The organism is Microbacterium sp. ZXT2-5 (assembly GCF_055329545.1).
Genome location: NZ_JBUZWD010000002.1, coordinates 645,235 through 671,155 on the forward strand (window position 1 = coordinate 645,235; position 25,921 = coordinate 671,155).

Annotated in this window: 21 protein-coding genes; 8 read left to right on the forward strand and 13 right to left on the reverse strand. The window is 70.5% G+C overall.

Annotation, left to right across the window (positions count from 1 at the left end; all coding sequences use genetic code 11):
* The first annotated feature begins 224 nt into the window (after positions 1–224).
* On the forward strand, positions 225–1,199 hold the full coding sequence (locus ACZBH1_RS16585; RefSeq protein ID WP_336397866.1) for a COX15/CtaA family protein: 975 nt from the start codon (positions 225–227) through the stop codon (positions 1,197–1,199).
* Between the two features lie 94 nt (positions 1,200–1,293).
* Entirely contained in the window at positions 1,294–1,665 is a 372-nt protein-coding gene (locus ACZBH1_RS16590; protein WP_463646961.1) for a dinucleotide-utilizing enzyme, read from the forward strand.
* 55 nt (positions 1,666–1,720) lie between these two features.
* On the opposite strand, the gene ACZBH1_RS16595 is transcribed toward ACZBH1_RS16590, so the two are convergent.
* The gene (locus ACZBH1_RS16595; RefSeq protein WP_336397864.1) at positions 1,721–2,662 is read right to left on the reverse strand and encodes a heme o synthase; all 942 of its coding nucleotides are present in this window, start codon (positions 2,660–2,662) and stop codon (positions 1,721–1,723) included.
* A 336-nt stretch (positions 2,663–2,998) separates the two neighbouring features.
* On the opposite strand from ACZBH1_RS16595, the gene tkt reads away from it, so the two are divergent.
* Genes tkt through pgl form a run of 6 tightly spaced genes read left to right on the forward strand, consistent with a single transcriptional unit; the run spans position 2,999 to position 11,191 of the window.
* Positions 2,999–5,101 carry a transketolase gene (gene tkt, locus ACZBH1_RS16600; RefSeq protein ID WP_463646962.1) on the forward strand — a complete coding sequence of 701 codons (2,103 nt, stop codon included), beginning with the start codon at positions 2,999–3,001 and terminating at the stop codon, positions 5,099–5,101.
* A gap of 18 nt (positions 5,102–5,119) precedes the next feature.
* Positions 5,120–6,241, forward strand: coding sequence for a transaldolase (tal, locus tag ACZBH1_RS16605; protein WP_463646963.1), 1,122 nt, complete (start codon positions 5,120–5,122; stop codon positions 6,239–6,241).
* Positions 6,238–7,860, forward strand: coding sequence for a phosphoglucose isomerase-related protein (locus ACZBH1_RS16610; RefSeq protein WP_463646964.1), 1,623 nt, complete (start codon positions 6,238–6,240; stop codon positions 7,858–7,860). The genes tal and ACZBH1_RS16610 overlap by 4 nt, the downstream gene beginning before the upstream one ends.
* A 14-nt stretch (positions 7,861–7,874) precedes the next feature.
* Positions 7,875–9,425, forward strand: a complete 1,551-nt coding sequence (zwf, locus tag ACZBH1_RS16615; RefSeq protein ID WP_336397860.1) for a glucose-6-phosphate dehydrogenase — start codon at positions 7,875–7,877, stop codon at positions 9,423–9,425.
* On the forward strand, positions 9,422–10,381 hold the full coding sequence (locus ACZBH1_RS16620; RefSeq protein WP_463646965.1) for a glucose-6-phosphate dehydrogenase assembly protein OpcA: 960 nt from the start codon (positions 9,422–9,424) through the stop codon (positions 10,379–10,381). Before zwf ends, ACZBH1_RS16620 begins: the two co-directional genes overlap by 4 nt.
* Before the next feature lie 30 nt (positions 10,382–10,411).
* Positions 10,412–11,191, forward strand: coding sequence for a 6-phosphogluconolactonase (gene pgl / locus ACZBH1_RS16625; RefSeq protein ID WP_463646966.1), 780 nt, complete (start codon positions 10,412–10,414; stop codon positions 11,189–11,191).
* A gap of 80 nt (positions 11,192–11,271) precedes the next feature.
* On the opposite strand, the gene ACZBH1_RS16630 is transcribed toward pgl, so the two are convergent.
* The 12 genes from ACZBH1_RS16630 to ACZBH1_RS16685 all read right to left on the reverse strand — a co-directional run bounded on the left by ACZBH1_RS16630 (position 11,272) and on the right by ACZBH1_RS16685 (position 25,889).
* Positions 11,272–11,628 (reverse strand): RNA polymerase-binding protein RbpA, encoded by a 357-nt coding sequence (locus tag ACZBH1_RS16630; protein ID WP_378880608.1) that lies wholly within the window; start codon positions 11,626–11,628, stop codon positions 11,272–11,274.
* Positions 11,628–11,876 carry a preprotein translocase subunit SecG gene (gene secG, locus ACZBH1_RS16635; RefSeq protein ID WP_336397856.1) on the reverse strand — a complete coding sequence of 83 codons (249 nt, stop codon included), beginning with the start codon at positions 11,874–11,876 and terminating at the stop codon, positions 11,628–11,630. Before secG ends, ACZBH1_RS16630 begins: the two co-directional genes overlap by 1 nt.
* Before the next feature lie 105 nt (positions 11,877–11,981).
* Positions 11,982–12,773, reverse strand: coding sequence for a triose-phosphate isomerase (gene tpiA, locus ACZBH1_RS16640; RefSeq protein ID WP_463646967.1), 792 nt, complete (start codon positions 12,771–12,773; stop codon positions 11,982–11,984).
* Positions 12,764–13,978: a phosphoglycerate kinase gene (locus ACZBH1_RS16645; protein WP_463646968.1), complete on the reverse strand. Its 1,215-nt coding sequence runs from the start codon at positions 13,976–13,978 to the stop codon at positions 12,764–12,766. The genes tpiA and ACZBH1_RS16645 overlap by 10 nt, the downstream gene beginning before the upstream one ends.
* A gap of 9 nt (positions 13,979–13,987) precedes the next feature.
* Complete coding sequence (gene gap / locus ACZBH1_RS16650) at positions 13,988–14,998, reverse strand: type I glyceraldehyde-3-phosphate dehydrogenase (protein ID WP_378880601.1); 1,011 nt, start codon at positions 14,996–14,998, stop codon at positions 13,988–13,990.
* Between the two features lie 104 nt (positions 14,999–15,102).
* Positions 15,103–15,729: a superoxide dismutase gene (locus tag ACZBH1_RS16655; protein ID WP_336397852.1), complete on the reverse strand. Its 627-nt coding sequence runs from the start codon at positions 15,727–15,729 to the stop codon at positions 15,103–15,105.
* 140 nt (positions 15,730–15,869) lie between these two features.
* A complete protein-coding gene (whiA, locus tag ACZBH1_RS16660; RefSeq protein ID WP_336397851.1) occupies positions 15,870–16,847 on the reverse strand; it encodes a DNA-binding protein WhiA in 978 nt (325 codons plus the stop codon).
* A gap of 73 nt (positions 16,848–16,920) precedes the next feature.
* On the reverse strand, positions 16,921–17,802 hold the full coding sequence (gene rapZ, locus ACZBH1_RS16665) for an RNase adapter RapZ (protein WP_336398054.1): 882 nt from the start codon (positions 17,800–17,802) through the stop codon (positions 16,921–16,923).
* 22 nt (positions 17,803–17,824) lie between these two features.
* Positions 17,825–19,807, reverse strand: a complete 1,983-nt coding sequence (gene uvrC / locus ACZBH1_RS16670; protein WP_463646969.1) for an excinuclease ABC subunit UvrC — start codon at positions 19,805–19,807, stop codon at positions 17,825–17,827.
* A 20-nt stretch (positions 19,808–19,827) separates the two neighbouring features.
* The gene (gene uvrA / locus ACZBH1_RS16675) at positions 19,828–22,791 is read right to left on the reverse strand and encodes an excinuclease ABC subunit UvrA (protein ID WP_378880594.1); all 2,964 of its coding nucleotides are present in this window, start codon (positions 22,789–22,791) and stop codon (positions 19,828–19,830) included.
* Positions 22,792–22,907: 116 nt separating this feature from the next.
* Entirely contained in the window at positions 22,908–25,286 is a 2,379-nt protein-coding gene (locus ACZBH1_RS16680; protein ID WP_463646970.1) for a 5'-nucleotidase C-terminal domain-containing protein, read from the reverse strand.
* A 129-nt stretch (positions 25,287–25,415) separates the two neighbouring features.
* Positions 25,416–25,889 carry a MarR family winged helix-turn-helix transcriptional regulator gene (locus ACZBH1_RS16685; protein ID WP_452324306.1) on the reverse strand — a complete coding sequence of 158 codons (474 nt, stop codon included), beginning with the start codon at positions 25,887–25,889 and terminating at the stop codon, positions 25,416–25,418.
* Positions 25,890–25,921: the final 32 nt, after the last annotated feature.

Genomic DNA, 25,921 nt, shown 5'->3' on the forward strand with positions numbered 1-25,921 from the left:
CATCCGTCCCGGCATCCGTGATCTCCGGTGGAGATACCGGAGGGGGGATGCCGCTTCTCGGGCCCTCTCAAGTGGCGCCGACCATCGCGCCTAGACTGTCGGTGGTGCGCGGCGCCGAGGGCGCGCGCGACCGACCCCTCGATTCTACAGGTTCCACCCCGCCGCGGACGCGCGACGTCCGTCACACGGGGAGCGCGGAGCCTCTCCCTGGAGGCAAGACCGGCATGTCCGCGCAGCAGACCACCCAGACCGACCCCGGCCTGTGGCAGCGCTTCTGGCGCTGGCTGCCCGATCGGGTCGACCGGCGGATCCGCGTGTTCGCGTGGCTCTCGTTCCTCGCCGAGGTGATCATCATCGGCACCGGCGGCGCCGTGCGCCTCACCGGGTCGGGCCTCGGCTGCCCCACCTGGCCGCTGTGCACGGCCGACTCGCTCGTCCCCACGCCGGGGATCGACGAGGGCATCCACTCGATCATCGAGTTCGGCAATCGGCTGATGACGGGCGTCGTCGGGCTGATCGCCCTGGCGGTTCTGATCCTCCTGCTCAAGCTGCGCACGCGGCGGCGCGACCTGTACGTGCTCGCCGTGGTCGTGGTGGGCGGTGTCGCCGCGCAGGCCATCGTCGGCGGCATCACGGTGCTCACCGGGCTCAACCCGTTCATCGTCGGCTTCCACTACGTCGCGTCGCTCGCCCTGGTGTGCGTGACGGCGGCCTTCCTGGTGCGGATGTCGCAGCCCGCCGGACCGCGCGTACTGCTCGTGCCGCGCTGGCACGAGGTGCTCGCCCACGCGACCTCCCTCGCGATGGCGCTGACCATCGCCTTCGGCGTGCTGACGACCGGCGCCGGGCCGCACTCCGGCGACGCCGACGCCGGCCGCAACGGCTTCGACGCCTCGATCCTCGAGCACGTCCACGCGTGGCCGGGCTATGCGCTGTTCGCCCTCACCGTCGCTCTGCTGGTCGCGGGCCGGCGCTCGCGGACCGCGGCGCCCCGGCTGCTGCGCTGGACGGTCGTCCTGCTCGCGGTCGAGTTCGTCCAGATCGGCGTCGGCCTGTACCAGGCCAGGAACGGCCTTCCCGAACTCGCCGTCGGCGCGCACATGGTGCTGGCGGCCCTCGCCGCGGCCACGATGACCGTCGTGGTGCTGCACCTGAAGGCGCCGGAGCGGGCCGCCGCGGCCGACGCCGCCCACAGCTGATTCATAGCGCGAGGATTGGCGCCGCACGGGCGCGTTTGGGAGGGTGGGATGCCGCGGCCACCCGGGTCGCACATCCCGAGGAGTGATCGACCCTATGCCCACCCGTCCCCGTCTCATCCGCAGCATCCCGTTCTGGGCCCTTCTCGTCGTCTCGCTGGCGACGATCGCCGCCGGCTGGTTCCTCACGACCGGCGAGCTCGCCTCGATGACGACGACGCTGACCGACGGCACCGCGACCGGTGTCGACGTCTACGTCGGCCAGTCGATCGCCCAGCTCGGCGGGACCCTCATCGGCGCGGGAGTCATCGGCGTGCTGCTCACGCTGGCCGTCGCCGCCCTCTCGACGCTGCGTCCCCACCCGCCCGTCGAGGTCGTGGAGCTCACCGACCGGACCGAGTCCGAGATCGCTGACGAGTCGCCCGCCGAGGCGGAGCCGGCCGCCGAGGAGTCCGCGCTCTCGCGCTGATCGCACGTCCACGAAGAGGCCGCCCGGTAAGCCGGGCGGCCTCTTCGCGTTCCTGTCAGAACGGGAGCAGCGGGTCGACCGCGATGGCGACGAAGAGCAGCGTGAGGTACGTGATCGACGCGTGGAAGACGCGCATCGGTCGCGGCTCGGTCCCGCGCACCGCGCGGTTGTACAGAACGTGCGACTCGTAGATGAACCAGCCGCCGAACACCAGCGCCGAGACCGTGTACACCACGCCCATCCCGGCGACGGGGATGAGCAGGAGCGAGCACACCACGGTCGCCCACGCGTACAGGATCACCTGGAGCCCGACCTGCGAGCCGGCGCGCGTGGCCCCCAGCATCGGAACGTCGACCTCTTCGTACTGGTCCTTGTACTTCATCGACAGCGGCCAGTAGTGCGGCGGCGTCCACAGGAACACCAGCGCGAAGAGGATGATCGGCGGCCAGGCCAGCGAGCCGGTCACTGCGGTCCAGCCGATCACCACCGGGAAGCAGCCTGCGATGCCGCCCCACACGATGTTCTGCTCGGTGCGGCGCTTGAGGATCATCGTGTAGATCACGACGTAGAAGAAGATCGCCGCGGCGGACAGGGTCGCGGCGAGCCAGTTGGTGGTCACCCACAGCCACACCGTCGAGAACACCGCGAGCGTCCACGCGAAGATCAGCGCGCCGCGGGGCGACACCTCGCCCGTCACGAGCGGCCGGTTCACCGTGCGCTGCATGTGCGCGTCGATGTCGCGGTCGAGATACATGTTGAACGCGGCGGCCGAGCCCGCGCTCGCGGTTCCGCCGATGACGGTGGCGATGACCAGCCAGATGTCGGGGAGCCCGCCCTCGGCGAGGATCATGACCGGGACGGTGGTCACCAGCAGAAGCTCGAGGACGCGCGGCTTCATCAGGGCGATGTAGGCCCGGACGGTGCGGCCGAAGCTCTGACGCGGCCGGTGCGAACCGTCGACGAGCGCCCCGGCGCCGGCCGTCTTCGTGATGTCCATGGCCCCCGCAATCGCCGCCTGCAGAATCCTCCCAAGTCTATGTCATCGGCGTGTCGCGCCCTGCCCGCCCGCCCCCTTCCCGGTCGCGGCCCGCGGATCACATGACGCCTGCCGCGAGCGTGAGCAGAACGTGACGTCCAGGACACCGCCATGTCACAGGCGGCGACAGGGCCTTCGCAAGACTGCGTCACATAGACCTCTCGCATGGCCTCGGTGGTATACCGCTTCGCTATGCTGAGACCACGCGCGCCCGTCGCCGATTCCCCCTTCTCCGTCCGGACAAGGGCCGCGAGCCGGCCGGCTTCTGGGCGCAACCTCCTCGAGAAAGGCGGCCGGGTGTCGGAACTGCGGTGGGATGAGATCGATCGGCGCGCGGTGGACACCGCACGCGTGCTGGCAGCGGACGCGGTCGAGAAGGTGGGCAACGGCCACCCCGGCACCGCGATGAGCCTGGCGCCGGCGGCGTACCTGCTCTACCAGCGCGTGCTCCGCCACGACCCCGCCGACACCGACTGGCTGGGCCGTGACCGGTTCATCCTCTCGGCCGGGCACTCGTCGCTGACGCAGTACGTGCAGCTCTATCTGGGCGGTTTCGGGCTGGAGCTCGACGACCTGAAGGCGCTGCGCACGTGGGGCTCGAAGACCCCGGGCCACCCCGAGTACGGCCACACCAAGGGCGTCGAGATCACCACCGGCCCGCTCGGCCAGGGGCTCGCGTCGGCGGTGGGGTTCGCGTACGCGGCCCGCTACGAGCGCGGCCTGTTCGACCCGGAGGCGCCCGCGGGCGAGTCTCCGTTCGACCACTTCGTCTACGTGGTGGCCGGTGACGGCGACCTGCAGGAGGGCGTCACCAGCGAGGCGTCCTCGCTGGCGGGCCACCAGCAGCTGGGCAACCTCATCGCGATCTACGACTCCAACCAGATCTCGATCGAGGACGACACCGATGTCGCCTTCACCGAGGACGTCGCAGCGCGCTACGAGGCATACGGCTGGCACGTCCAGACCGTCGACTGGAAGAAGACCGGCGAGTACGTCGAGGACGTCGCCGAGCTGCACGCCGCGATCGAGGCCGCGCAGGGCGAGACCGACAAGCCGTCGCTCATCGTCCTGCGGACCATCATCGGCTGGCCGTCGCCCGGCAAGCAGAACACCGGCAAGATCCACGGCTCCGCCCTCGGCGCGGACGAGCTGGCCGCGACCAAGAAGGTCCTCGGCTTCGACCCCGAGCAGTCGTTCGTCGTCGCCGACGACGTGCTGACCCGCACCCGTACGCTGAAGGACCGCGCCGCCGAGGCGCGCGCCGCCTGGCAGGAGTCCTTCGACGCGTGGGCGAAGGCCAACCCCGAGCGCAAGGCGCTGCTGGACCGCCTCGAGGCGGGCGAGCTGCCCGCGGACGTGGCATCCGCTCTCCCCTCGTTCGAGGCGGGCAAGGACGTTTCGACCCGTGCCGCGTCGGGTGTCGTGATCAACGCCCTCGCGGCGGAGCTCCCGGAGCTGTGGGGCGGCTCGGCCGACCTCGCCGAGTCCAACCTGACGACGATCAAGGACGCCAAGTCCTTCATCCCGTCCGAATGGTCGACGCACGAGTGGTCGGGCGACCGGTACGGCCGCGTGCTGCACTTCGGCATCCGCGAGCACGCCATGGGCGCGATCGTCAACGGCATCAAGCTGCACGGCCCGACGCGTCCGTTCGGCGGCACCTTCCTCATCTTCAGCGACTACATGCGCCCCTCGGTGCGTCTGGCCGCGCTGATGGACATCCCGTCGATCTTCGTGTGGACGCACGACTCCGTCGCGCTCGGCGAGGACGGGCCCACGCACCAGCCGGTCGAGCAGCTCGCGACGCTGCGCGCGATCCCGAACTTCACCGTGGTGCGCCCGGCCGACGCGAACGAGACGTCCACGGCGTGGCTCGAGATCCTGCGCCGCCAGGGCGGGCCGTCGGGCATCGCACTGACCCGCCAGAACATCCCCGTGTTCCCGCGCGGCGAGGGCGAGGCATCCGGTGACGAGTTCGCCTCGACCGCGGGCGTCGCCAAGGGCGCGTACATCCTCGCCGAGGCGCCGAACGGCACCCCCGACGTGATCCTCATCGCGACGGGCTCCGAGGTCCAGCTCGCCGTCGCCGCACGCGAGACCCTCGCCGCGGAGGGCGTGAACGCCCGCGTGGTGTCGGCACCCTCGCTGGAGTGGTTCGACGAGCAGGACGAGGCGTACCGCGAGAAGGTCCTCCCCGCCGCGGTCAAGGCGCGCGTGTCGGTCGAGGCCGGCTCCGCGCTCACCTGGCGCGGCATCGTGGGCGACGCCGGCCGCTCGGTCGCGATCGACCACTTCGGCGCGTCGGCCGACTACAAGACCCTGTTCCAGAAGTTCGGCATCACCGCCGACGCCGTCGTCGAGGCTGCCCGCGAGACCATCGCGGCCGCCGCGGCAGAGTAAGCACGAGGAGAAGGCAGCATGAGCACCCCCACCGAGAAGCTGGTCGCCGAGGGCGTGAGCATCTGGCTCGACGACCTGTCGCGCGAGCGGATCACGTCGGGCAACCTGACCGAGCTCATCTCGACGCGCAACGTCTCCGGCGTCACGACGAACCCGACGATCTTCCAGGGCGCGATCGGCGGCGGCGGGCACGCCTACGCCGACCAGATCGGCGAGCTGGCTCGCGCCGGCGCCTCGGTCGACGACGCGATCTTCGCGGCGACGACCGACGACGTCCGCGACGCCGCCGACATCTTCCGTCCGGTCTACGACGCGACCGACGGGGTGGACGGCCGGGTCTCGATCGAGGTCTCCCCCGACCTCGCCCACGACACCGACGCCACCGTCGCCCAGGCCAAGGAGCTGTGGGCGAAGGTCGACCGCCCGAACGTGCACATCAAGATCCCCGCGACGAAGGCGGGCCTGCCCGCCATCACCGCGGTGCTCGCCGAGGGCATCTCGGTCAACGTGACGCTGATTTTCAGCCTCGAGCGGTACGCCGAGGTCATCGAGGCCTTCCTCGCGGGCCTCGAGCAGGCGCAGGCGAACGGCAAGGACATCTCGAAGATCCACTCCGTCGCGTCGTTCTTCGTCTCGCGCGTGGACACCGAGGTCGACAAGCGTCTCACGGCGATCGGCACCGACGAGGCTGCGGAGCTGAAGTCGCTCGCCGGCGTCGCCAACGCGCGACTGGCGTACGAGCTGTTCGAGAAGGAGTTCGCCACCGACCGCGCGAAGGCGCTGACGGATGCCGGCGCCCACGTCCAGCGCCCGCTGTGGGCCTCGACCGGCGTCAAGGACCCGTCGCTGCCCGACACGCTGTACGTCACCGAGCTCGTCGCCCCGGGAACCGTCAACACGATGCCCGAGAAGACGCTCGAGGCCACGTTCGACCACGGTCAGATCGCCGGCGACGCCGTCACCGGCACCTACGAGGCCGCCCACAAGGTGTTCGCGGACCTCGCGACGGCCGGCGTCGACTTCGCCGACGTCACTCAGGTGCTCGAGGACGAGGGCGTCGACAAGTTCATCGCCTCCTGGCACGACCTCCAGGGCACCGTGAAGACCGCCCTCGAGGACGCCCTCCAGGGCACCCGATGAGCTTCGACATCCACCTGTCGGGACGCGTCAAGTCGGTCGTCGAGGCGACGCTCCCCGGCCTGGTCTCGAGCCTCGTCGCGTCGGGCATCACGGCCGGCGACGCGTCCCTGTGGGGGCCGGCCGCCGAGGACGAGGCGTCCCGGCGTCTGGGCTGGGTGGAGGCGGTCAGCGTCTCGCGCCCCCTGGTGCCGGAGATCCTCGCGCTGCGCGAGCGCCTCCGCTCGCGCGGGGTCACGCGTGTCGTGCTCGCGGGCATGGGCGGCTCGTCGCTGGCTCCCGAGGTGATCGCGCAGACCGCGGGCGTGCCGCTGGTGATCCTGGACTCGACGGCGCCGGGCCAGGTGCTCGCCGCCATCGATGGCGACGCCGAGAGCGGCGACCTCACGCGGACGGCGCTCGTGGTGTCGTCCAAGTCGGGATCGACCGTCGAGACGGACTCGGCCAAGCGGGCCTTCGAGGCGGCGTTCCGCGACCTGGGCATCGACCCGGCCGAGCGGATCGTCGTGGTCACCGACCCGGGCTCCCCCCTGGACGAGTCCGCGCGCGCCGACGGCTACACGGTGTTCAACGCCGACCCGACGGTCGGCGGGCGCTACTCCGCACTCACCGCGTTCGGCCTGGTGCCGGCCGGTCTCGCCGGCGCCGACATCGCCGAGCTGCTCGACGAGGCCGAGGCGTCGCTCCTCGAGGTGGCGATCGACAGCCCCGACAACCCGGCGCTGGTCCTGGCCGCCGCGATCGCCGGCGACGAGCCGCGCCGCGACAAGCTCGGTCTCGTCACCGACGGCACCCACATCGAGGGGCTGCCTGACTGGATCGAGCAGCTCGTCGCCGAGTCCACCGGCAAGGACGGGACCGGTGTGCTGCCGGTCGTCATGCTGCCGGTCTCCCCCGAGGTCGAGACCCGGCCGGACGATGTGCAGATCGTGCGCTTCGTCGACGAGGCCAAGCAGTTCCACCTCTTCGAGCACCACGAGGGCGAGGTCCTCGTGAGCGGCTCGCTCGGCGCGCAGTTCGTCGTGTGGGAGTACGCCACGGCGATCGTCGGCCGGATGCTGGGGATCAACCCCTTCGACCAGCCCGACGTCGAGTCCGCCAAGGTCGCCGCGCGAGGTCTGCTCGACGCACGGCCCGAGCCCACCGCCCCCGCGTTCTCGGCGGAGGGCGTCGAGGTCCGCGTGTCCGACCCCGCTCTGGCGGCATCCGGGACCGTCGCCGGCGTCCTGGACGCGCTCTGGGCGCGGATCCCGGCGGGCGGCTACGTCGCCATCCACGCCTACGTCAACCGTCTCGAGCTGCCGCAGCTCTCGGGACTGCGCGAGCTCGTCGCCGCGGACTCCGGCCGGCCCACCACCTTCGGATGGGGACCCCGGTTCCTGCATTCGACCGGCCAGTACCACAAGGGCGGGCCGGCGAACGGCGTCTTCCTCCAGATCCTCGAGCAGACCGACGTCGACCTCGAGATCCCCGGCCGGCCGTTCACCTTCGGCCAGCTCATCCAGGCGCAGGCCGCCGGCGATGCGAGCGTGCTCGCCGAAGGCCATGACCGCCCGGTCGTCACCCTCACCCTGACCGATCCCCAGATCGAAGTGCTCTCGCTCTTCGAAGCGGCCCAGTAGGAGCTCACCGCCCCATGACCGTCGAGATTGCGCGCGGGCACAACCCGCTGCGCGACCCCGAAGACCGTCGCCTCAACCGCATCGCCGGCCCGAGCGCGCTCGTCATCTTCGGCGTCACGGGAGACCTCTCCCGCAAGAAGCTCATGCCCGCCGTCTACGACCTCGCCAACCGCGGTCTGCTGCCCCCCGGGTTCGCCCTGGTGGGCTTCGCCCGCCGCGACTGGGAGGACCAGGACTTCGCCAAGGTCGTCTACGACGCGGTGCGCCAGCACGCGCGCACCGAGTTCCGCGAGGAGACCTGGCAGCAGCTGCTGCAGGGCATCCGGTTCGTGTCCGGCGAGTTCGACGACCCCGACGCGTTCCGGCGCCTGCGCGAGACCGTCGACAAGCTCGACACCGAGCGCGGCACGATGGGCAACCACGCGTTCTACCTGTCGATCCCGCCCAAGGCGTTCCCGCTCGTCGCCGAGCAGCTGAAGGCATCCGGCCTCGTCGACGACACCGCCGACCGGCCGGACCGCTGGCGCCGCGTGGTCATCGAGAAGCCGTTCGGCCATGACCAGGAGTCCGCGCGCGCACTCAACGACGTGCTGCGCTCGGCGTTCCCGACGGACTCGATCTTCCGCATCGACCACTACCTCGGCAAGGAGACGGTCCAGAACATCCTGGCGCTGCGCTTCGCCAACGAGCTGTACGAGCCGATCTGGAACCGCAACTACGTCGACCACGTGCAGATCACCATGGCCGAGGACATCGGGGTGGGCGGACGCGCGGGCTACTACGACGGCGTCGGCGCGGCACGCGACGTCATCCAGAACCACCTGCTGCAGCTCATGGCGCTGACGGCGATGGAGGAGCCCATCTCGTTCGAGGCCAAGGACCTCCGCGCCGAGAAGGAGAAGGTCCTCGCGGCCGTCACGCTCCCCGCGGACCTCGCGCGCTCGACCGCGCGCGGGCAGTACGCGGGCGGCTGGCAGGGCGGCGAGAAGGTGCTGGGCTTCCTCGAGGAGGACGGCATGAACCCGCACTCCACCACCGAGACGTACGCCGCGGTGACCCTCGAGGTGAACACCCGCCGCTGGGCGGGCGTGCCGTTCTACCTCCGCACCGGCAAGCGCCTCGGGCGGCGGGTGACCGAGATCGCCGTCGTGTTCAAGCGCGCGCCCGAGCTCCTGTTCCCGCGCAGCCAGACCTCGGGACAGGGGCAGAACGCCCTGGTCATCCGCGTGCAGCCCGACGAGGGCGTCACGATCCGCTTCGGCTCGAAGGTGCCGGGTGCCGGCGCCCAGGTGCGCGACGTCACGATGGACTTCGGCTACGGCCACGCCTTCACCGAGGCGAGCCCCGAGGCCTATGAGCGACTCATCCTCGACGTGCTGCTCGGCGACCCGCCGCTGTTCCCGCGGCACGAAGAGGTCGAGCTGTCGTGGAAGATCCTCGACCCCATCGAGCGCTTCTGGGACGCTCAGGGCGGTCCGCTCGAACAATACTCGCCCGGGTCGTGGGGCCCGGCATCCGCGGACGAGATGCTCGCCCGCGACGGACGGAGCTGGAGGCGCCCGTGATCGTCGATCTTCCCGACACCACCGTCAGCAAGATCTCCCGCGCACTGGTCAACGTGCGCGAGGAGGGCGGCGCGGTCGCGCTCGGCCGTGTGCTGACCCTCATCATCCTGACCCGCGAGGGTGCCGTCGAAGAGGTCATCGAGGCCGCCAACGACGCCTCCCGCGAGCACCCCATGCGCGTGATCGTGCTGATGATCGCCGACGGCTACGACGAGGATCCGCGCCTGGACGCGCAGATCCGCGTGGGCGGCGACGCGGGGGCGAGCGAGGTCGTCACGCTCCGCGCGTTCGGCGACGCCGGGCGCTCGAACCTCGAGAGCCTCGTCACGGGACTGCTGCTGCCGGACGCGCCCGTGGTGGTCTGGTGGCCGAACCGCACGCCCGCCCACATCTCGAAGACCTCGATCGGCCGCATCGCACAGCGACGGATCACGGATGCCGCCGCGCAGGCCGACCCGTCGGCGTGGGTCGCGGACCTCGGCGAGCAGTACGCGCCCGGTGACACCGACCTCGCGTGGACGCGTCTGACGCGGTGGCGCGAGCAGCTCGCCGCGATCCTCGACCAGCCGCCGTACGAGCCCGTGCTCACCGTGCGGGTGCGCGGCGCATCGGACTCGCCGTCCACCGCGCTGCTCGCGGCCTGGCTGCGGCTCACCCTCGACGTGCCGGTCGACTGGGCGTACCTCGACCCCGAGGAGTGGCCGCACGGCATCAAGTCGGTGGCACTCGTCCGCCCCAGCGGCGAGGTGCTCCTGGAGCGTCCGACGCCCGGTGTCGCGATCCTCACGCAGCCGGGGCAGCCGAGCCACGAGCTGGCTTTCCCGCGCCGCACGCTGCGCGAGTGCCTCGCCGAGGAGCTCCGTCGCCTGGACCCGGACCTCCTGTATGGTCGAGTCATCACGGAGGGCTGGGACCTGCTCGACTCTCCGGCGACGAAGGAGACGCTGGCCAGATGAGCGACGTGCGGGTGACGGACGGGATTGCGAATGCCTGAAGGCTGGGCCGAGAAGCGCGTCATCATCAGTCCTGATCCCGCGGCACTCGCCGAGTCGGTCGCTCCGCGCTTCCTGAGCCGCGTGGCCAAGCGGGTCGACGAGGGCAAGCTCGCCCACGTCTCCCTCACCGGCGGATCGATGGGGGCCGCGGTCCTCGCCGTCGCCGCCCGCAGCCCTCGCGTGGCCGACATCGACTGGTCGCGCGTGCACTTCTGGTGGAGCGATGAGCGGTTCGTGCCGCGCGGGCACGCCGACCGCAACGACGCACCGGCGCGCGCGGCGTTCCTCGACGCCCTCGACATCCCGGCCGGCAACATCCACTCGCCCTTGGGCAGCGACGACGGCGCCGATCTCGACGCCGCTGCCGCCGCGTACGCCGAGGAGCTCGCCGCGTTCCCCGGCCGCGAGGGTGCCTGGCCGTCGTTCGACGTCTGCTTCCTCGGCGTCGGCCCGGACGGGCACATCGCCTCGCTGTTCCCCGATCGAGCCGAGATCCAGATCACCGATCGCGCGGTGGTCCCCGTGCGCGACTCCCCCAAGCCGCCGCCGGAGCGCATCTCGATGACCCGCCCGGTCATCAACAGCTCCAAGCGCGTGTGGCTCGTCCTCGCCGGCGCCGACAAGGCCGCCGCACTGGGCCTCGCGCTCGCCGGGGCGAGCTACGCCAGCGTGCCCGCCGCCGGCGCGAAGGGCCGCAAGCGCACGACCTTCTTCGTCGACGAGGCCGCTGCCTCGCAGGTTCCGCCCGAGCTCATCGACCGGGAGTACTGACGCGGCTCGGATCACATGCGAGCGCATAGGCGAGAAGAGCGGATGCCGTCGGCATCCGCTCTTCTTGTCTGTTCAGGAGGTCACTCCTGGCCGCGACGCTCGCGCAGCTGCTTGAGGGCGTCCTCGAGGAGGCTCTCGGCCTCCTCCTCGGTACGACGCTCCTTCACATAGGCCAGGTGCGTCTTGTACGGCTCGGTCTTGGCGACTGCGGGCGGGTTGTCCTTGTCTCGACCGGCGGGAAGACCCGAGTGCGGCGAGTCGATGATCTCGGGGATCTCCTCCTCGGGGATGCCCGCGGCGAAGTGGCGCACCGTCTCGTTGCCCAGGGCGTCCCAGTACGAGATCGCGATGCGCTCCGCGTGGAAGCCGTGGTCCTGTTCGCCCATCGGGCCCGCGCCGACGCGGGTGCCGCGGATCGCGTTGCCTCCGGTCGCCATCAGAGGGCCTGGAACTTCGTGATCAGGCCGAGCGCGACGATCGAGGCGAACCACGCCAGGGCGAGGACCACCGTGAACCGGTTGAGGTTGCGCTCAGCGAGCCCGGACGAGCCGAGGGCCGAGGTCATGCCGCCGCCGAACATGTCGGACAGGCCGCCACCGCGTCCCTTGTGGAGCAGGATGAGGAGGGTCAGCAGGAGACTCGTGATGCCGAGAAGCACCTGCAGGACGAACTCGAGGATCTGCACAGTCGTTGAAGCCTTTCGCTGCGATCGGTCGCCGATCGCACAAGGGTCAAGTATACGTGTCGGCCGACGGACCGCGAGGAGCCCCGCGGCCCGCCGGCCACGGCGTCAGACGCCGACGTGCTTCTGGTAGCGGATGATGGCGGCGAACTCGTCGACGACGAGGCTCGCACCGCCGACGAGGGCGCCGTCGACATCGGGCTCGCGCATGAAGCTGGCGATGTTGGCCGCCTTGACGGACCCGCCGTAGAGCACACGGGTGCGGGCCGCGGCATCCGCCCCGAGCTTGTCCGCGATGACGTCGCGCAGCTTGGCGCAGACGTCCTGCGCCTGCTCCGGCGTCGCGGCCTGACCCGAGCCGATGGCCCACACCGGCTCGTAGGCCACGACGATGTCGGCGGCGGGCTTCAGGCCCTCCAGCGCGACGGACAGCTGGCTGACCGGAACGGCGCTCGCACCGAACTTCTCGAGATCCTCGCTGGTCTCGCCGACGCAGATCACCGGGACGAGCCCGTGCTTGATCGCCGCCTTCACCTTCGAGGCCACGACCTCGTCGGTCTCGGCGTGGTACTGGCGCCGCTCGGAGTGGCCGATGATGACGTAGCGCGCGTCGAGCTTCGCCAGGAACGCGCCCGAGACCTCGCCGGTGTAGGCGCCGGAGTCGTGCGTCGACACGTCCTGCGCGCCGAGCGCGAACGGGATCTTGTCGGCGTCGAGGAGCGTCTGCACGGTGCGCAGGTCGGTGAAGGGCGGGAAGACCGCGACCTCGACCGACGCGTCGTCGTGCTTGGCGTCCTTGAGCGTCCAGTGCAGCTTCTGCACGAATGCGACCGCCTGCAGGTGGTCGAGGTTCATCTTCCAGTTGCCCGCGATGAGCGGGGTTCGCGTGCTCACTGCCATCCGAGGACCTCCAGTCCGGGGAGCTTCTTGCCCTCGAGGAACTCGAGGCTGGCGCCGCCGCCGGTCGAGATGTGACCGAACGCGTCGTCGGCGAATCCGAGCTGGCGGACCGCCGCGGCGGAATCGCCGCCGCCGACGACCGACAGTCCGTCGACCGCGGTGAGCGCCTGAGCGACAGCCTTGGTGCCCGCGGCGAAGGGGGCGAGTTCGAACACGCCCATCGGACCGTTCCAGAACACCGTCTTGGAGTCGCGGACCAGCGCGGCGAAGCGCTCGCCCGTCTCGGGTCCGATGTCCAGTCCCAGGCCGGATGCCGCGAACGGCGTCTCCTCGATCGCGTCGGCCCCGGTCACCACGTGCTCCGCGTCGGCGCCGAACTTCGAGGCGACGACGACATCGGTGGGCAGCACGAGCTCGACCCCGGACTCCTCGGCACGCGTCATGTACTCGCGCACGGTGTCGAGCTGGTCGGCCTCGAGGAGGCTCGACCCGACCTTGTGCCCCTGCGCCGCGAGGAAGGTGAACAGCATCCCCCCGCCGATGAGCAGCCGGTCCACCCGCGGCAGCAGGTGGTCGATGACGCCGAGCTTGTCGCTGACCTTCGAGCCGCCGAGCACGACCGTGTAGGGGCGCTCGGGGTTCTCGGTGAGGCGGTCGAGGACGTCGACCTCCTTCTCGATGAGGAAGCCGGCGGCCGAAGGGAGGATCTCGGCGAGATCGTAGACGGACGCCTGCTTGCGGTGCACGACGCCGAAGCCGTCGGACACGAGGACGTCGCCCAGGGCGGCCAGCTCCTCCGCGAAGGCACGGCGTGTGGCGTCGTCCTTCGCGGTCTCGCCGGCGTTGAACCGCAGGTTCTCGATGATCGCGACGTCGCCGTCCTCGAGCGCGGCGACGGCCTCATGAGCCGACTCCCCCACGGTGTCCCGCGCGAAGGCGACGGGCTTGCCGAGGAGCTCCGACAGGCGCTGCGCCACCGGCGCGAGGCTGTACTTCGGGTCGGGCGCGCCGTCGGGGCGGCCGAGGTGCGAGCAGACGATGACGCGGGCGCCCTGGTTGATGAGGGCGTTCAGCGTGGGGAGCGTGGCCCGCACACGGCCATCGTCCGTGATGACCGCGTCCTTGAGGGGGACGTTGAGGTCAGCACGGACGATGACGCGCTTGCCGGCCAGCGAACCCAGCGAGTCGAGGGTGCGCAGAGCCATGGTGATCGCTTAGAGGCGCTCGGCCACGTACTCGGTGAGGTCGACGAGACGGTTGGAGTAGCCCCACTCGTTGTCGTACCAGGCCGAGACCTTGACCAGGTTGCCGCTGACGTTGGTCAGCTCCGAGTCGAAGATCGACGAGTGCGGGTTGCCCTGGATGTCGCTGGAGACGATCGGGTCCTCGGTGTACTGGAGGTAGCCCGCGAGGCGACCGTCGGCCGCGGCGGCCTGGTAGGCGGCGTTGACCTGGTCGACCGTGAGGCCCTCGGCCGGGGTGACGATCGTGAGGTCGACGATCGAGCCGGTGGGCACCGGCACGCGATAGGACGAGCCGCTGAGCTTGCCGTTCAGCTCGGGGAGCACGTGGCCGATGGCCTTGGCGGCGCCCGTCGAGGCGGGCACGATGTTGATCGCGGCGCCGCGCGCACGGCGGAGGTCGCTGTGCGGGCCGTCCTGCAGGTTCTGGTCGGCGGTGTAGGCGTGCGCCGTCATCATGAAGCCGCGCTCGATGCCGAAGGCGTCGTTGAAGACCTTCGCCAGGGGCGCGAGGCAGTTCGTCGTGCACGACGCGTTGGAGATGATGACGTGGTTCGCGGGGTCGTAGTCGCCCTCGTTGACGCCCATCACGACGGTCACGTCGTCACCGGTCGCGGGTGCCGAGATGAGGACCTTCTTCGCGCCGCCCGCGACATGCTTCTTGGCGTCGTCGGCCTTGGTGAAGCGGCCGGTGGACTCGATGACGATGTCGACGCCCAGCTCGCCCCAGGGCAGGTTGGCGGGGTCGCGCTCTTCGAAGACCTTGATCTTCTTGTCGCCGACGGTGATCGAGTCCGCGTCGTACGAGACGTCGGCGTCGAGCACGCCGCCCACCGAGTCGTACTTGAGCAGGTGGGCCAGGGTCTTGTTGTCGGTGAGGTCGTTCACCGCCACGATGTCGAGGTCCGCGCCCTGCGCGAGGGCCGCGCGGAGGTAATTGCGTCCGATTCGGCCGAAGCCGTTGATGCCGATCTTGACAGCCACGGAGTTTCTCCTGAGTGTGTCGTGCGCGAGTGCGCGGTTGTTGCGATTCGAACGAGGACAACGGCGTCCCGGCGGGCATCATCCCGCCGGGACGGCCGCGCCTACTAGGACAGTACCAGCAGGCCAGAGGTCTTCTGACGGGCGGCGTCGAGGCGCTGCGCGACGTTCTGCCAGTTCGCGATGTTCCAGACCGCCTTGACGTAGTCGGCCTTGACGTTGAGGTAGTCGAGGTAGAACGCGTGCTCCCACATGTCGAGCTGGAAGATCGGCACGGTGCCCTGCGCGGTGTTGCTCTGCTGGTCGAAGAGCTGCTGGATGATCAGCTGCTCGCCGATCGGGTCCCAGCTGAGCACGGCCCAGCCCGAGCCCTGGATGCCGGTCGCAGCGGCGGTGAAGTGCGCCTGGAACTTGTCGAAGCCGCCGAAGAACTCGTCGATGGCAGCGCGCAGCTCGCCCTCGGGCTCGCCGCCGCCCTCCGGAGAGAGGTTGGTCCAGAAGATGGAGTGGTTCACGTGGCCGCCGAGGTTGAACGCGAGGTCCTTCTCGAGCTTGTTCACGTTCGCCAGGCTGCCGGTCTCGCGGGCCTCCGCGAGCTGCTCGAGCGCGGTGTTGGCACCGGTGACGTACGCCTGGTGGTGCTTGCTGTGGTGCAGCTCCATGATCTTGCCGCTGATGTGCGGCTCGAGCGCCGCGTAGTCGTAGGGGAGGTCGGGCAAGGTGTACTTCGCCATGTTCTCTTCTTCCTGTCGGCGCGCGCCGATTCCCCGGCGCAGCGAGGGTGACGGACTCATCCTACTGAGCGGCAACGCGCGCGCGCCGGGGTTGCTTCCCTCCATGACGTGTGGAAGACGGATGCCTCGCCGGCGGCGGATCAGTCCTCCATACCGGCGGGGACGGCGGACTCCGTGCCGGGGAGGCCCTCGGCCTCGGCCTTCTTGTCGGCCATGGCCAGCAGCCGGCGGATGCGACCGGCCACGGCATCCTTCGTCAGGGGCGGGTCGGCGTGGTGGCCGAGCTCGTCGAGGCTCGCATCCCGGTGGGCCAGACGCAGGTCGCCTGCCTGGCGGAGGTGCTCGGGCACCTCGTCGCCGAGGATCTCCAGCGCGCGCTCCACGCGGGCGCACGCGGCGACCGCGGCCTGGGCGGAGCGCCGCAGATTGGCGTCGTCGAAGTTCACGAGGCGGTTGACCCCCGCCCGCACCTCGCGGCGCTGGCGCATCTGATCCCATTCGGCCGCCGCGCGGACGGCGCCCATGGCTGCCAGGGCGGCGCGGATGGCCTCGCCCTCGCGCACGACCACCCGGGGGATGCCGCGCACCTCGCGGGCCTTCCCCGCGATGCCGAGGCGGTGGGCGGCGCCGACGAGCGCCATGGCGGCCTCCGAGGACGGGCACGTGATCTCCAGCGCCGCCGAGCGGCCGGGGTCGCTGAGGCTGCCGGCGGCGAGGAACGCGCCCCGCCAGATGGCGGCGAGGTCGCCGCGGGAGCCGGTCGTGAGCTTGTTGGGCAGGCCGCGGACGGGGCGGCGGCGCTGGTCGAGCAGTCCGGTCTGACGGGCGAGCGTCTCGCCGCCCTCGATGACGCGCACGGCGTAGTGGCTGCCGCTGCGGGCCCCGGAGCCCTGCACGTGCACGAGCTCGGGGCGCACGCCGTAGAGCTCGACGAGATCGCGCGCGGTGCGGCGCGCGAGGATGTCGGAGTCCAGCTCCGCCTCGACCGCCACGCGGTTCGCGATCGAGTGCAGGCCTCCCGAGAACCGCAGCAGCGACGTGAGCTCGGCCACCCGCGCGGTGGGGCGCGGGTCTCGCACGGTGATCAGCTCGGCCTTCACGTCAGCGGTCAGCGACACGACTCTCCTTCTCAAGGGTCTTCCGGGAACGACCGTCAAGCCTACCCGGCCGGGTCGGCCGGGTCGGCGGGCATCACTCGCGACCGAGGTCTCGGTCGGTCATTCGCACGGCCACGCCCGGCACGGCGGCCAGGCGACCGGCGAGCTCGCGCACCATCACGACCGAGCGGTGCTTGCCGCCCGTGCACCCGACGGCGATCACGGAGTGGCTCTTGTTCTCTCGCTGGTACCCCTCCAGGACGGGCCGCAGCGCCGCGCTGTAGGCGTCGAGGAACTCCTTCGCGCCCTCTTGCGCGAGCACGTACTCGCGCACCTCGGCGTCCTCGCCGGTGAACGGCCGCAGCCGCTCGTCCCAGAACGGGTTCGGCAGGAACCGCATGTCGGCGACGATGTCCGCGTCGGCCGGCAGCCCGTACTTGAAGCCGAAGCTCTGCAGCGTCACGGTGTGGCGCGCGGCGCCCTCTTCGGTGAAGAGATCGGCGACCTTCGTGGCGAGCTGGTGGATGTTGAACGAGGACGTGTCGATGATCACGTCGGCGCTCTCGCGGACGGCTGCCAGCCGGGCACGCTCGCGACGGATGCCGTCCAGCAGCGTCCCGTCCGCCTGCAGCGGGTGCGGGCGGCGCACAGCCTCGAACCGACGCACCAGCACCTCGTCGGACGCGTCGAGGAACATCAGGCGGATCTGCCGGCGCTCGCGGAGCGCCCGCATCGCGTCGGGCAGATCGAAGAACAGGTCCCGGCCGCGCACGTCGACCACGACCGCCACGCGGGGCAGCACTCCCCCGGCGAGCTCGGTGAGCTCCAGCAGCGGCTTGAGCATCTGCGGGGGGAGGTTGTCGACGACGTACCAGTCGAGATCCTCGAGCGCGTTCGCCGCGGTCGACCGACCGGCGCCCGACATGCCCGTGACGATCAGCACTTCTCCGACGTCGTGACGCGTCGCCTCGACCATGACCACCCCCGTCCTCACCAGCCTAGTCACTGGTGGCGGCGGCATGCTCGCGCGCGGGTGCCTCCTGACCGTCCGGCAGGGCCGGCGACTGCGCGAGGTGCGCATGGATCGCCGCGGCGAGCTTCGGCCCGACTCCCGGAAGCTCGGTGATCTCGTCCGCCGTCGCATTCTTCAGGGCCGTCACCGAGCCGAAATGCCGCAGCAGCGCCTTGATCCGGGCATCGCCGAGACCCGGCACCTCGGCGAGCACGCTCTGGATGTCGCGCCGCCGCCGCCTGCGCTGATGCGTGATGGCGAACCGGTGCGCCTCGTCGCGGAGGCGCTGCAGGAGGTAGAGGGCCTCGGAGGTGCGCGGCAGGATCACCGGGAAGTCCTCCCCCGGCAGCCACACCTCCTCCAGGCGCTTCGCGATCCCGCACAGCGCGATCTCCTCGTGGCCGGCGTCGCGGAGGGCGCGGGCGGCCGCCTCGACCTGCGGTCTGCCGCCGTCCACGACGAGGAGCTGCGGCCGATAGGCGAAACGGGGACGCTTGCGCGTGGTGACGACCGGCTCTTCGCCGTCCGGGATGGCGCGGGATGCGGCATCCGTCGTCTCGTCCTGCTCGTCCGGGCGGTCGAGGTAGGCGAGCCGGCGGGTGAGCACCTGGTAGAGCGAATCGGTGTCGTCCGTCGTCTCGCCGACGCCGAAGGAGCGGTACTGGTCCTTCCTCGGCAGTCCGTCCTCGAAGACCACCATCGACGCGACGACGTTGGTGCCGCTGAGGTGCGACACGTCGAAGCACTCGATGCGCAGGGGCGCCTCGGCGAGGTCCAGCGCCTCCTGGAGATCGGTGAGCGCCTGCGTGCGGGCGACGTAGTCGCTGGTGCGACGGGTCTTGTGCAGCATCAGCGCCTGCTGCGCGTTGAGGCTGGCGGTGCGCATCAGATCGGCCTTGCGGCCTCGCTGGGCCACCTGGATGGTCACGGCCTTGCCCCGGCGGCCGCGGAGCCATTCCTCCAGGTCCGCGGCGTCCTCGGGCATCGCGGGCACGAGCACCTGGCGCGGGATGTCGGCGCCGGCGGCGTTGCCGTACGTGCGCTGCAGCACCTGGTCGACGAGGTCCCCGCCCGAGATGTCGATCTCCTTCTCGATCGTGGTCGCCCGGACGCCCCGCACGCGGCCGCCGCGGACGACGAAGTGCTGCACGGTGGCGGCCAGCTCGTCCTCGGCGATGCCGAACAGGTCGGCGTCGGTGTCGGCGGCGAGCACGAGCGCGCTCTTGTTCAGCACGGCGTCGATGGCCTGCAGCCGGTCGCGGTAGACGGCGGCCGCCTCGTAGTCCATCGCGGCGGACGCCTCGCGCATGCGGGCCGTCAGCTCCTTGGTGAACCGCTGATCGCCGCCGGACATGAACGCGATGAAGTCCTCGACGATCGCGCGGTGCTCCTCGATCGTGACCTTCATCGAGCAGGGGCCTCCGCACCGCCCGATCTGGCCGGGGAAGCAGGGGCGTCCGGTCGACATCGCCTTCTTGTACGACGAGTCGCTGCAGGTGCGGATCGGGAACACCCTGATCATCAGGTCGATGGTGTCGTGGACCGCCCACACCTTCGGGTAGGGCCCGAAGTACTTCGCCCCGGCGATGCGGCGGTTGCGGGTGACGATCACGCGCGGCGCCTCGTCGGCGAGGGTGATCGCCATGAACGGATACGACTTGTCGTCGCGGTACCGCACGTTGAAGGGCGGATCGAACTCCTTGATCCACTGGTACTCCAGCTGCAGCGAGTCGACGTCGGTCGCGACGACCGTCCACTCCACGGAGGCCGCGGTCGTCACCATGCGCCGCGTGCGCTCGTGCAGCGTGTGCAGCGGCGCGAAGTAGTTCGACAGGCGGGCACGCAGGTTCTTCGCCTTGCCGACGTACAGCACGCGGCCGTCGCGGTCGCGGAAGCGGTAGACCCCGGGATTGGTCGGGATCTCGCCGGGCTTCGGCTTGTACGGGACCGTGGGAGCGGATCGCGCCATGGTGTCAGGCCTCGCCGGGCTCAGCCGGCCTTGCGGGCCCCGACGAGCTCGGCGACCGGGCCTGCCGGCGCACGGACGCCGAGCACCTCCGCGAGGAAGGCGCCGGTGTGGCTGCCCTCGGCACGCGCGACCTGCTCCGGCGTGCCGGTGGCGATGACCTGACCGCCGCCGGCGCCGCCCTCGGGCCCGAGGTCGATCACCCAGTCGGACGACTTGATGACGTCCAGGTTGTGCTCGATGACGATGACCGTGTTGCCCTTCTCGACGAGGCCGTTCAGCACCTCGAGGAGCTTGCGCACGTCTTCGAAGTGCAGACCCGTCGTCGGCTCGTCGAGCACGTAGATCGACCGGCCGTTCGTGCGCCGCTGGAGCTCCGTGGCGAGTTTGACGCGCTGCGCCTCGCCGCCCGAGAGCGTCGTGGCCGACTGCCCGAGCCGCACGTAGCCGAGCCCGACGTCGACGAGCGTCTTGAGGTACCGGTGGATCGCCTGGATCGGCTCGAAGAACTCCGCCGCCTCGGCGATCGGCATCTCGAGCACCTCGGCGATGTTCTTGCCCTTATAGTGCACGGCCAGCGTGTCGCGGTTGTACCGCTTGCCGTGGCACACCTCGCAGTCGACGTACACGTCGGGCAGGAAGTTCATCTCGATCTTGATCGTGCCGTCGCCCGAGCACGCCTCGCAGCGGCCGCCCTTGACGTTGAAGCTGAACCGCCCCGGCTGGTAGCCGCGCACCTTCGCCTCGGGCGTCTCGCTGAACAGCGTCCGGATCCGGTCGAAGACGCCGGTGTAGGTGGCGGGGTTCGATCGGGGCGTGCGGCCGATCGGCGCCTGGTCGACGTGCACGACCTTGTCGAGGTTGTCCAGACCGGTCACGCGGGTGTGCTTGCCGGCGACCCGGCGGGCGCCGTTGAGCCGCGTCGCGAGCACCTGGTACAGGATGCCGTTGACGAGCGACGACTTGCCCGACCCGCTCACCCCGGTGACCGAGGTGAGCACGCCGAGCGGGAAGTCCACCGTCACGTTCTTGAGGTTGTTCTCGCGCGCGCCGACGACGCTCACCTGACGGCTCTTGTCGATCTTGCGGCGCTTCTTCGGCGTCGGGATCTCGCGGCGCCCCGCGAGGTAGTCGCCGGTGATCGAGTCGGGGTCCGTGAGCAGCTCTTCGATCGGCCCGGAGTGGACGACCTCGCCGCCGTTGACGCCGGCACCGGGCCCGATGTCGACGACCCAGTCGGCGGCGTGGATGGTCTCCTCGTCGTGCTCGACGACGATGAGCGTGTTGCCGAGGTCGCGCAGCGCGACGAGCGTCTCGATGAGCCGCCGGTTGTCGCGCTGGTGCAGGCCGATCGACGGCTCGTCGAGCACGTACAGCACTCCGGTCAGGCCCGAGCCGATCTGCGTGGCCAGCCGGATCCGCTGCGCCTCACCGCCGGACAGGGTGCCTGCCGCGCGGCTGAGGCTGAGATAGTCCAGCCCCACGCGGATCAGGAAGTCCAGGCGGACGCGGATCTCACGAAGCACCTGCGCGGCGATCGTCGCCTCGCGCTCGGTCAGGGTCAGCTTGGCGAAGTACTCGCGCGCCTCGCCGAGGCTGAGGTGCGAGGCATCCGCGATCGAATGCCCGTGGACGAGCACCGCGAGCACCTCGGGCTTCAGGCGGTCGCCGTTGCAGACCGGGCACGGCACCTCGCGCAGGTACTCCGACCAGCGCTGGCGCTGCGTGTCGGACTCTGCCTGGGTGTACTGCCGTTCGATGTAGGGCACGACCCCCTCGAAGCCCGACGAGTACCGCATCTCACGGCCGTAGCGGTTCTTCCACTTCACCGTGACCTTGTAGTTCTCGCCGCGCAGCACGGCCTCGCGCACCGCCGACGGGAGGCGCTTCCACGGGGTGTCCAGCGAGAAGCCGAGGTCGTTCGCCAGACCCTCGAGCAGTCGCTCGTAGTACTGGAAGAGCCCCTTGCCCTGCGTCGTCCACGGGATGAGCACGCCCTCGCGGATCGAGAGGTCCTCATCGCCGAGCATCAGCTCGACGTCGACCGACATGCGGGTGCCGAGGCCGGAGCAGGCGGGACAGGCGCCGAAGGGCGCGTTGAACGAGAAGGTGCGCGGCTCGATCTCGGTCAGCTGCAGCGGGTGCCCGTTCGGGCACGCGAGCTTCTCGGAGAAGGACTGCCATGCGGCATCGCCCTCCTCGTCGACGAAGTTGATCTGGAGCACGCCGCCGGCGAGCGACAGCGCCGTCTCGACCGAGTCGGTGACGCGGTCGAGGATGCCGGGCGCCGCCACGAGGCGGTCGACGACCACGGCGATGTCGTGCTTGTAGCTCTTCTTGAGCGTCGGCGGCTCGGCCAGCTGGATCAGCTCGCCGTCGACGATGGCGCGGGCGTAGCCCTTGGCGCCGAGCTCCTTGAAGAGGTCGACGAACTCGCCCTTCTTCTGCGTGACGACGGGCGCGACGATCTGGTACCGCGTGCGCTCGGGCAGCTCCATGAGCTGGTCGGCGATCTGCTGCACGGTCTGGCGCTGGATGACCTCGCCGCACTCCGGGCAGTGCGGCACGCCGATGCGCGCCCACAGCAGGCGCATGTAGTCGTGGATCTCGGTGATCGTGCCCACCGTCGAGCGCGGGTTGCGGTTCGTGGACTTCTGGTCGATCGAGACGGCGGGGCTCAGTCCCTCGATGAAGTCGACGTCGGGACGGTCGACCTGGCCGAGGAACTGGCGCGCGTACGCGCTGAGCGACTCGACGTAGCGGCGCTGGCCCTCGGCGAAGATCGTGTCGAACGCGAGGCTCGACTTGCCCGAGCCGGACAGGCCGGTGAACACCACGAGCGAATCCCGCGGGATGTCGAGGTCGACGTCCTTCAGGTTGTGCACTCGGGCACCGCGGACGCTGAGCTTTCCGCTGGTGCCGCCGAGGGCGGTTCCGGGCGTGTTGCCAGGCATGTTTCCGGGCAGGGCGACAGGGACGATGGGCACCAGACAAGTCTAGGCGGGGCCTCCGACATAGGGCCTGTGAGCCGTTCGCCGCGGGCGAAGACGACGGATGCCGCGGGGCCCGGGCCCCGCGGCATCCGCCGTCGATCACATCCGGGTCACTTCACGTTCGCCTTGACCGTGGTCTCCGCTGCGATGAAGACGCCGTTTCCGGGGTAGGAGACGGTGATCTCCGTCTTACCGGCAGGCAGCGCGGGCAGCTCCACCGACGCGGTGCCGTCGGTGAGCGGCGCGACGATGGGGTCCAGGCCCGGGACGGTGATGGTGACCGAGCCCGGGGCGAACATCCCCCGCGCCTTCACCGTGACGTCCAGGACGTACGGCTCGCCCTTCTTGCCGCCCGTGAGCTTGCCCGAGACGGTCGTCTTGACGCCCTCCACGACCGTGAGCGGGACGAGGACCTCGGTGCCCGTCGTCGCTCCGGAGAGCACCAGCGTCGCCTGACCGGCCGGCAGGCCGGCGGGAAGCTGGACCGACACGCGCGCGGTGCCCAGGTTGTCGTACGGGTCGGTTCCCAGCACGGTGGCCACCGGGAAGGTGCCCAGCGTCTGGTCGCCGAGGGTCACGACGATCTCGCTGTCCGTGAGATCGGCGGCGGTGGACATCGACCACGACTTCACGTCGAAGGCGACGGTCGACCCGCCCGCGTACTCCGTGGCGGCGCCTTCGCCGAAGGTGACCTCGACGGCGCGCTGCGAGTAGTCCACCGGCACCGCGCCGGTCGCCGCCGCGTCCTCCATGTAGTCGACCATCCCGGCGAGGTCGATCTTGCCGGTGTCGCGCTTGCCCGTCGCGTTGCCGAACTCGCGGAAGTTGTCGCCGCCGGCTGCGAGGAACGCGTTCGCGGTCACCGAGTACGTCGCGGCCGGGTCGATCGGCTGGCCGTTCAGCCACATGCCGGTGATGAACCCGCGCGGCGCCGTGTACGGCGTGAGCGACTCGTCGACGTCGGCGGTCGCCGGGTTGTCGAGCGGGTACTCCGTCACCATGCGCTGCGTGTACGTGTACTCGAAGCCCTCCGAGACGCCCAGCCGCAGGAACGGACGCGTGCCGACCCGGTTGAGGCTGTCACGCTGCCACTGCTGCTCGAGGAGCGTCTCGATCTGAGCGCCCGTGAGCGACATGTTGACCAGCGTGTTCGCGAACGGCTGCACCTCTGCGGCCTCCCGGTAGGTGAGCTCTCGCGGGTACGGGTCGCCGGCAGGCGTCCCGACCATGTCGGCCCGAAGTCCCCCAGGGTTCATGAAGGCGATCTGGGCCGCCCCGGACTCCGCGCTCTCCGTCGCGGTCTGCTGGACCTCGGCGACCAGGTTGCCCAACGTCGACTCGCCGCCGCGGTTCTCGTTCGGCAGACCCGTCGTCGGGTTGATGGTCGAGAGCTGGGCACGGTTGAACGCACCGGCGATCTCGCCGATCGGGACCGAGCCCAGGTCCTCGGCGACAGCCTCGGCGTCGGCGACGAGCGCCGCCACCTCGGAGTCGGCCGGGTAGCCGGCGACGGCCAGGATGTCGTGTGCCTTCGCCTTCACCTCGCCGGTCGCGCCGTCCACCGTGAAGATGAGCCGGTTCAGGCTCGTGCCGTACTGCCCCGCCGAGACCACGGGCCGCTCCGTCACGGCCCGCCCCTCGGTCGCCCACTGGGCGACGGGGAAGGCGCAGTTGTACGCGAGGTGGGTGTGGCCCGACACGATGGCGTCGACGTCCGGCGACACGGTGTTGATGATGTCCGCCCACCGCCCGGAGTCGTCCATCGTCTCGCACGAGGTCGACGGGGCGCCCTCGTGCACGAGCATGACGACCAGGTCGGCACCCTCTGCCACCAGGGCGGCCGCCTCGGTGTTGACCGACTCCACGATGCCGTCGACCTGGATGTCGGCGATGCCGTCAGGGCTGACGAGCGTGGGAAGGTCTTCGGTCACCGCGCCCACGAAGCCGACCTCGACGTCGCCGAACTCCTTGATCCACGTGGCGGGCACCGCCGGCTCACCCGTCGCGCGCATCTTCAGGTTCGCCGCGATGTACTCCCACTCGGCCCCGCCGTACGGGTTCGTCTCGGGATCGTACGGGGCGAGCACGCGGTTCATCAGGTCGTCGTAGCCCTGGTCGAGCTCGTGGTTTCCGACAGCCGAGACCTCGAGGCCCGCGGCGTTCAGCGAGTCGATCGTCGGCTTGTCGTTCTGGATGAACGACTCGAACGTCGAGGCGCCGATCAGGTCGCCCGCCGCGGCGAAGACCGTGTTGGGGTTGGCGGCGCGCAGCGCGTCCAGCGCGCCGGCGAGCTTCGCCGCTCCGGCCTGCGCACCCTCGTCGAGGATCCGGCCGTGGAAGTCGTTGGTGGCGACGATCTGGATCTCGGTGTCGGCGGCGTAGGCGGGGGGCGCGGCGAGCAGGCCCGCTCCGAGTGCCGCGGCAGCGGCGGCCGCGGTCGCGGCTCGCCGGATGGCGGGTGAGCGGTCTGGGTGTGACCTGACGTGCATGGGCGGGATCTCCTCTGTGAAGGACGGGGACGGGCGCGGGCGAATCCTCGGGACACCTTCGCACCGATGTCGAGCCTAAGAACTTCCTGGGAATTCGGGAAGAGTCATCAGCAGGAGTTCACACATTGGTCAGTCGTCGCGCAGCGCGGCCCCCCATTTCGGCTCCGCGCCGGCGAAGTCCTTGAGCGTATCGCGCAGCGTCGCCAGGTCGTCGACCGTCATGCCGGTACGCGCCATGACCTGCTCCGGCACCGCCAGCGCGCGGCGGCGGAGCGCCCTTCCGTCGTCGGTGAGCGCGACGTCCAGGACGCGTTCGTCCCCTTCGCGACGCGCGCGGGTGACGAGCCCCTGCGCCTCGAGCCGCTTCACCAGGGGCGACAGCGTGGCCGGCTCGAGCGCCAGCTCCCCCGCCAGCTCGCGCAGGGAGCGCGGCGACCGCTCCCACAGCGCCAGCATGACCAGGTACTGCGGATGCGTGAGCCCCAGCGGCTCGAGGATCGGGCGGTAGAGCCCGACGACGTTGCGCGCTGCGGTCACGAGGGCGAAGCACAGCTGGTTGTCGAGCTTGAGCAGATCGTCGGGCGTCGGCGGGGCGGTCGTCACGCGGATGAGTCTATCGCGCACGAATCGTTAGT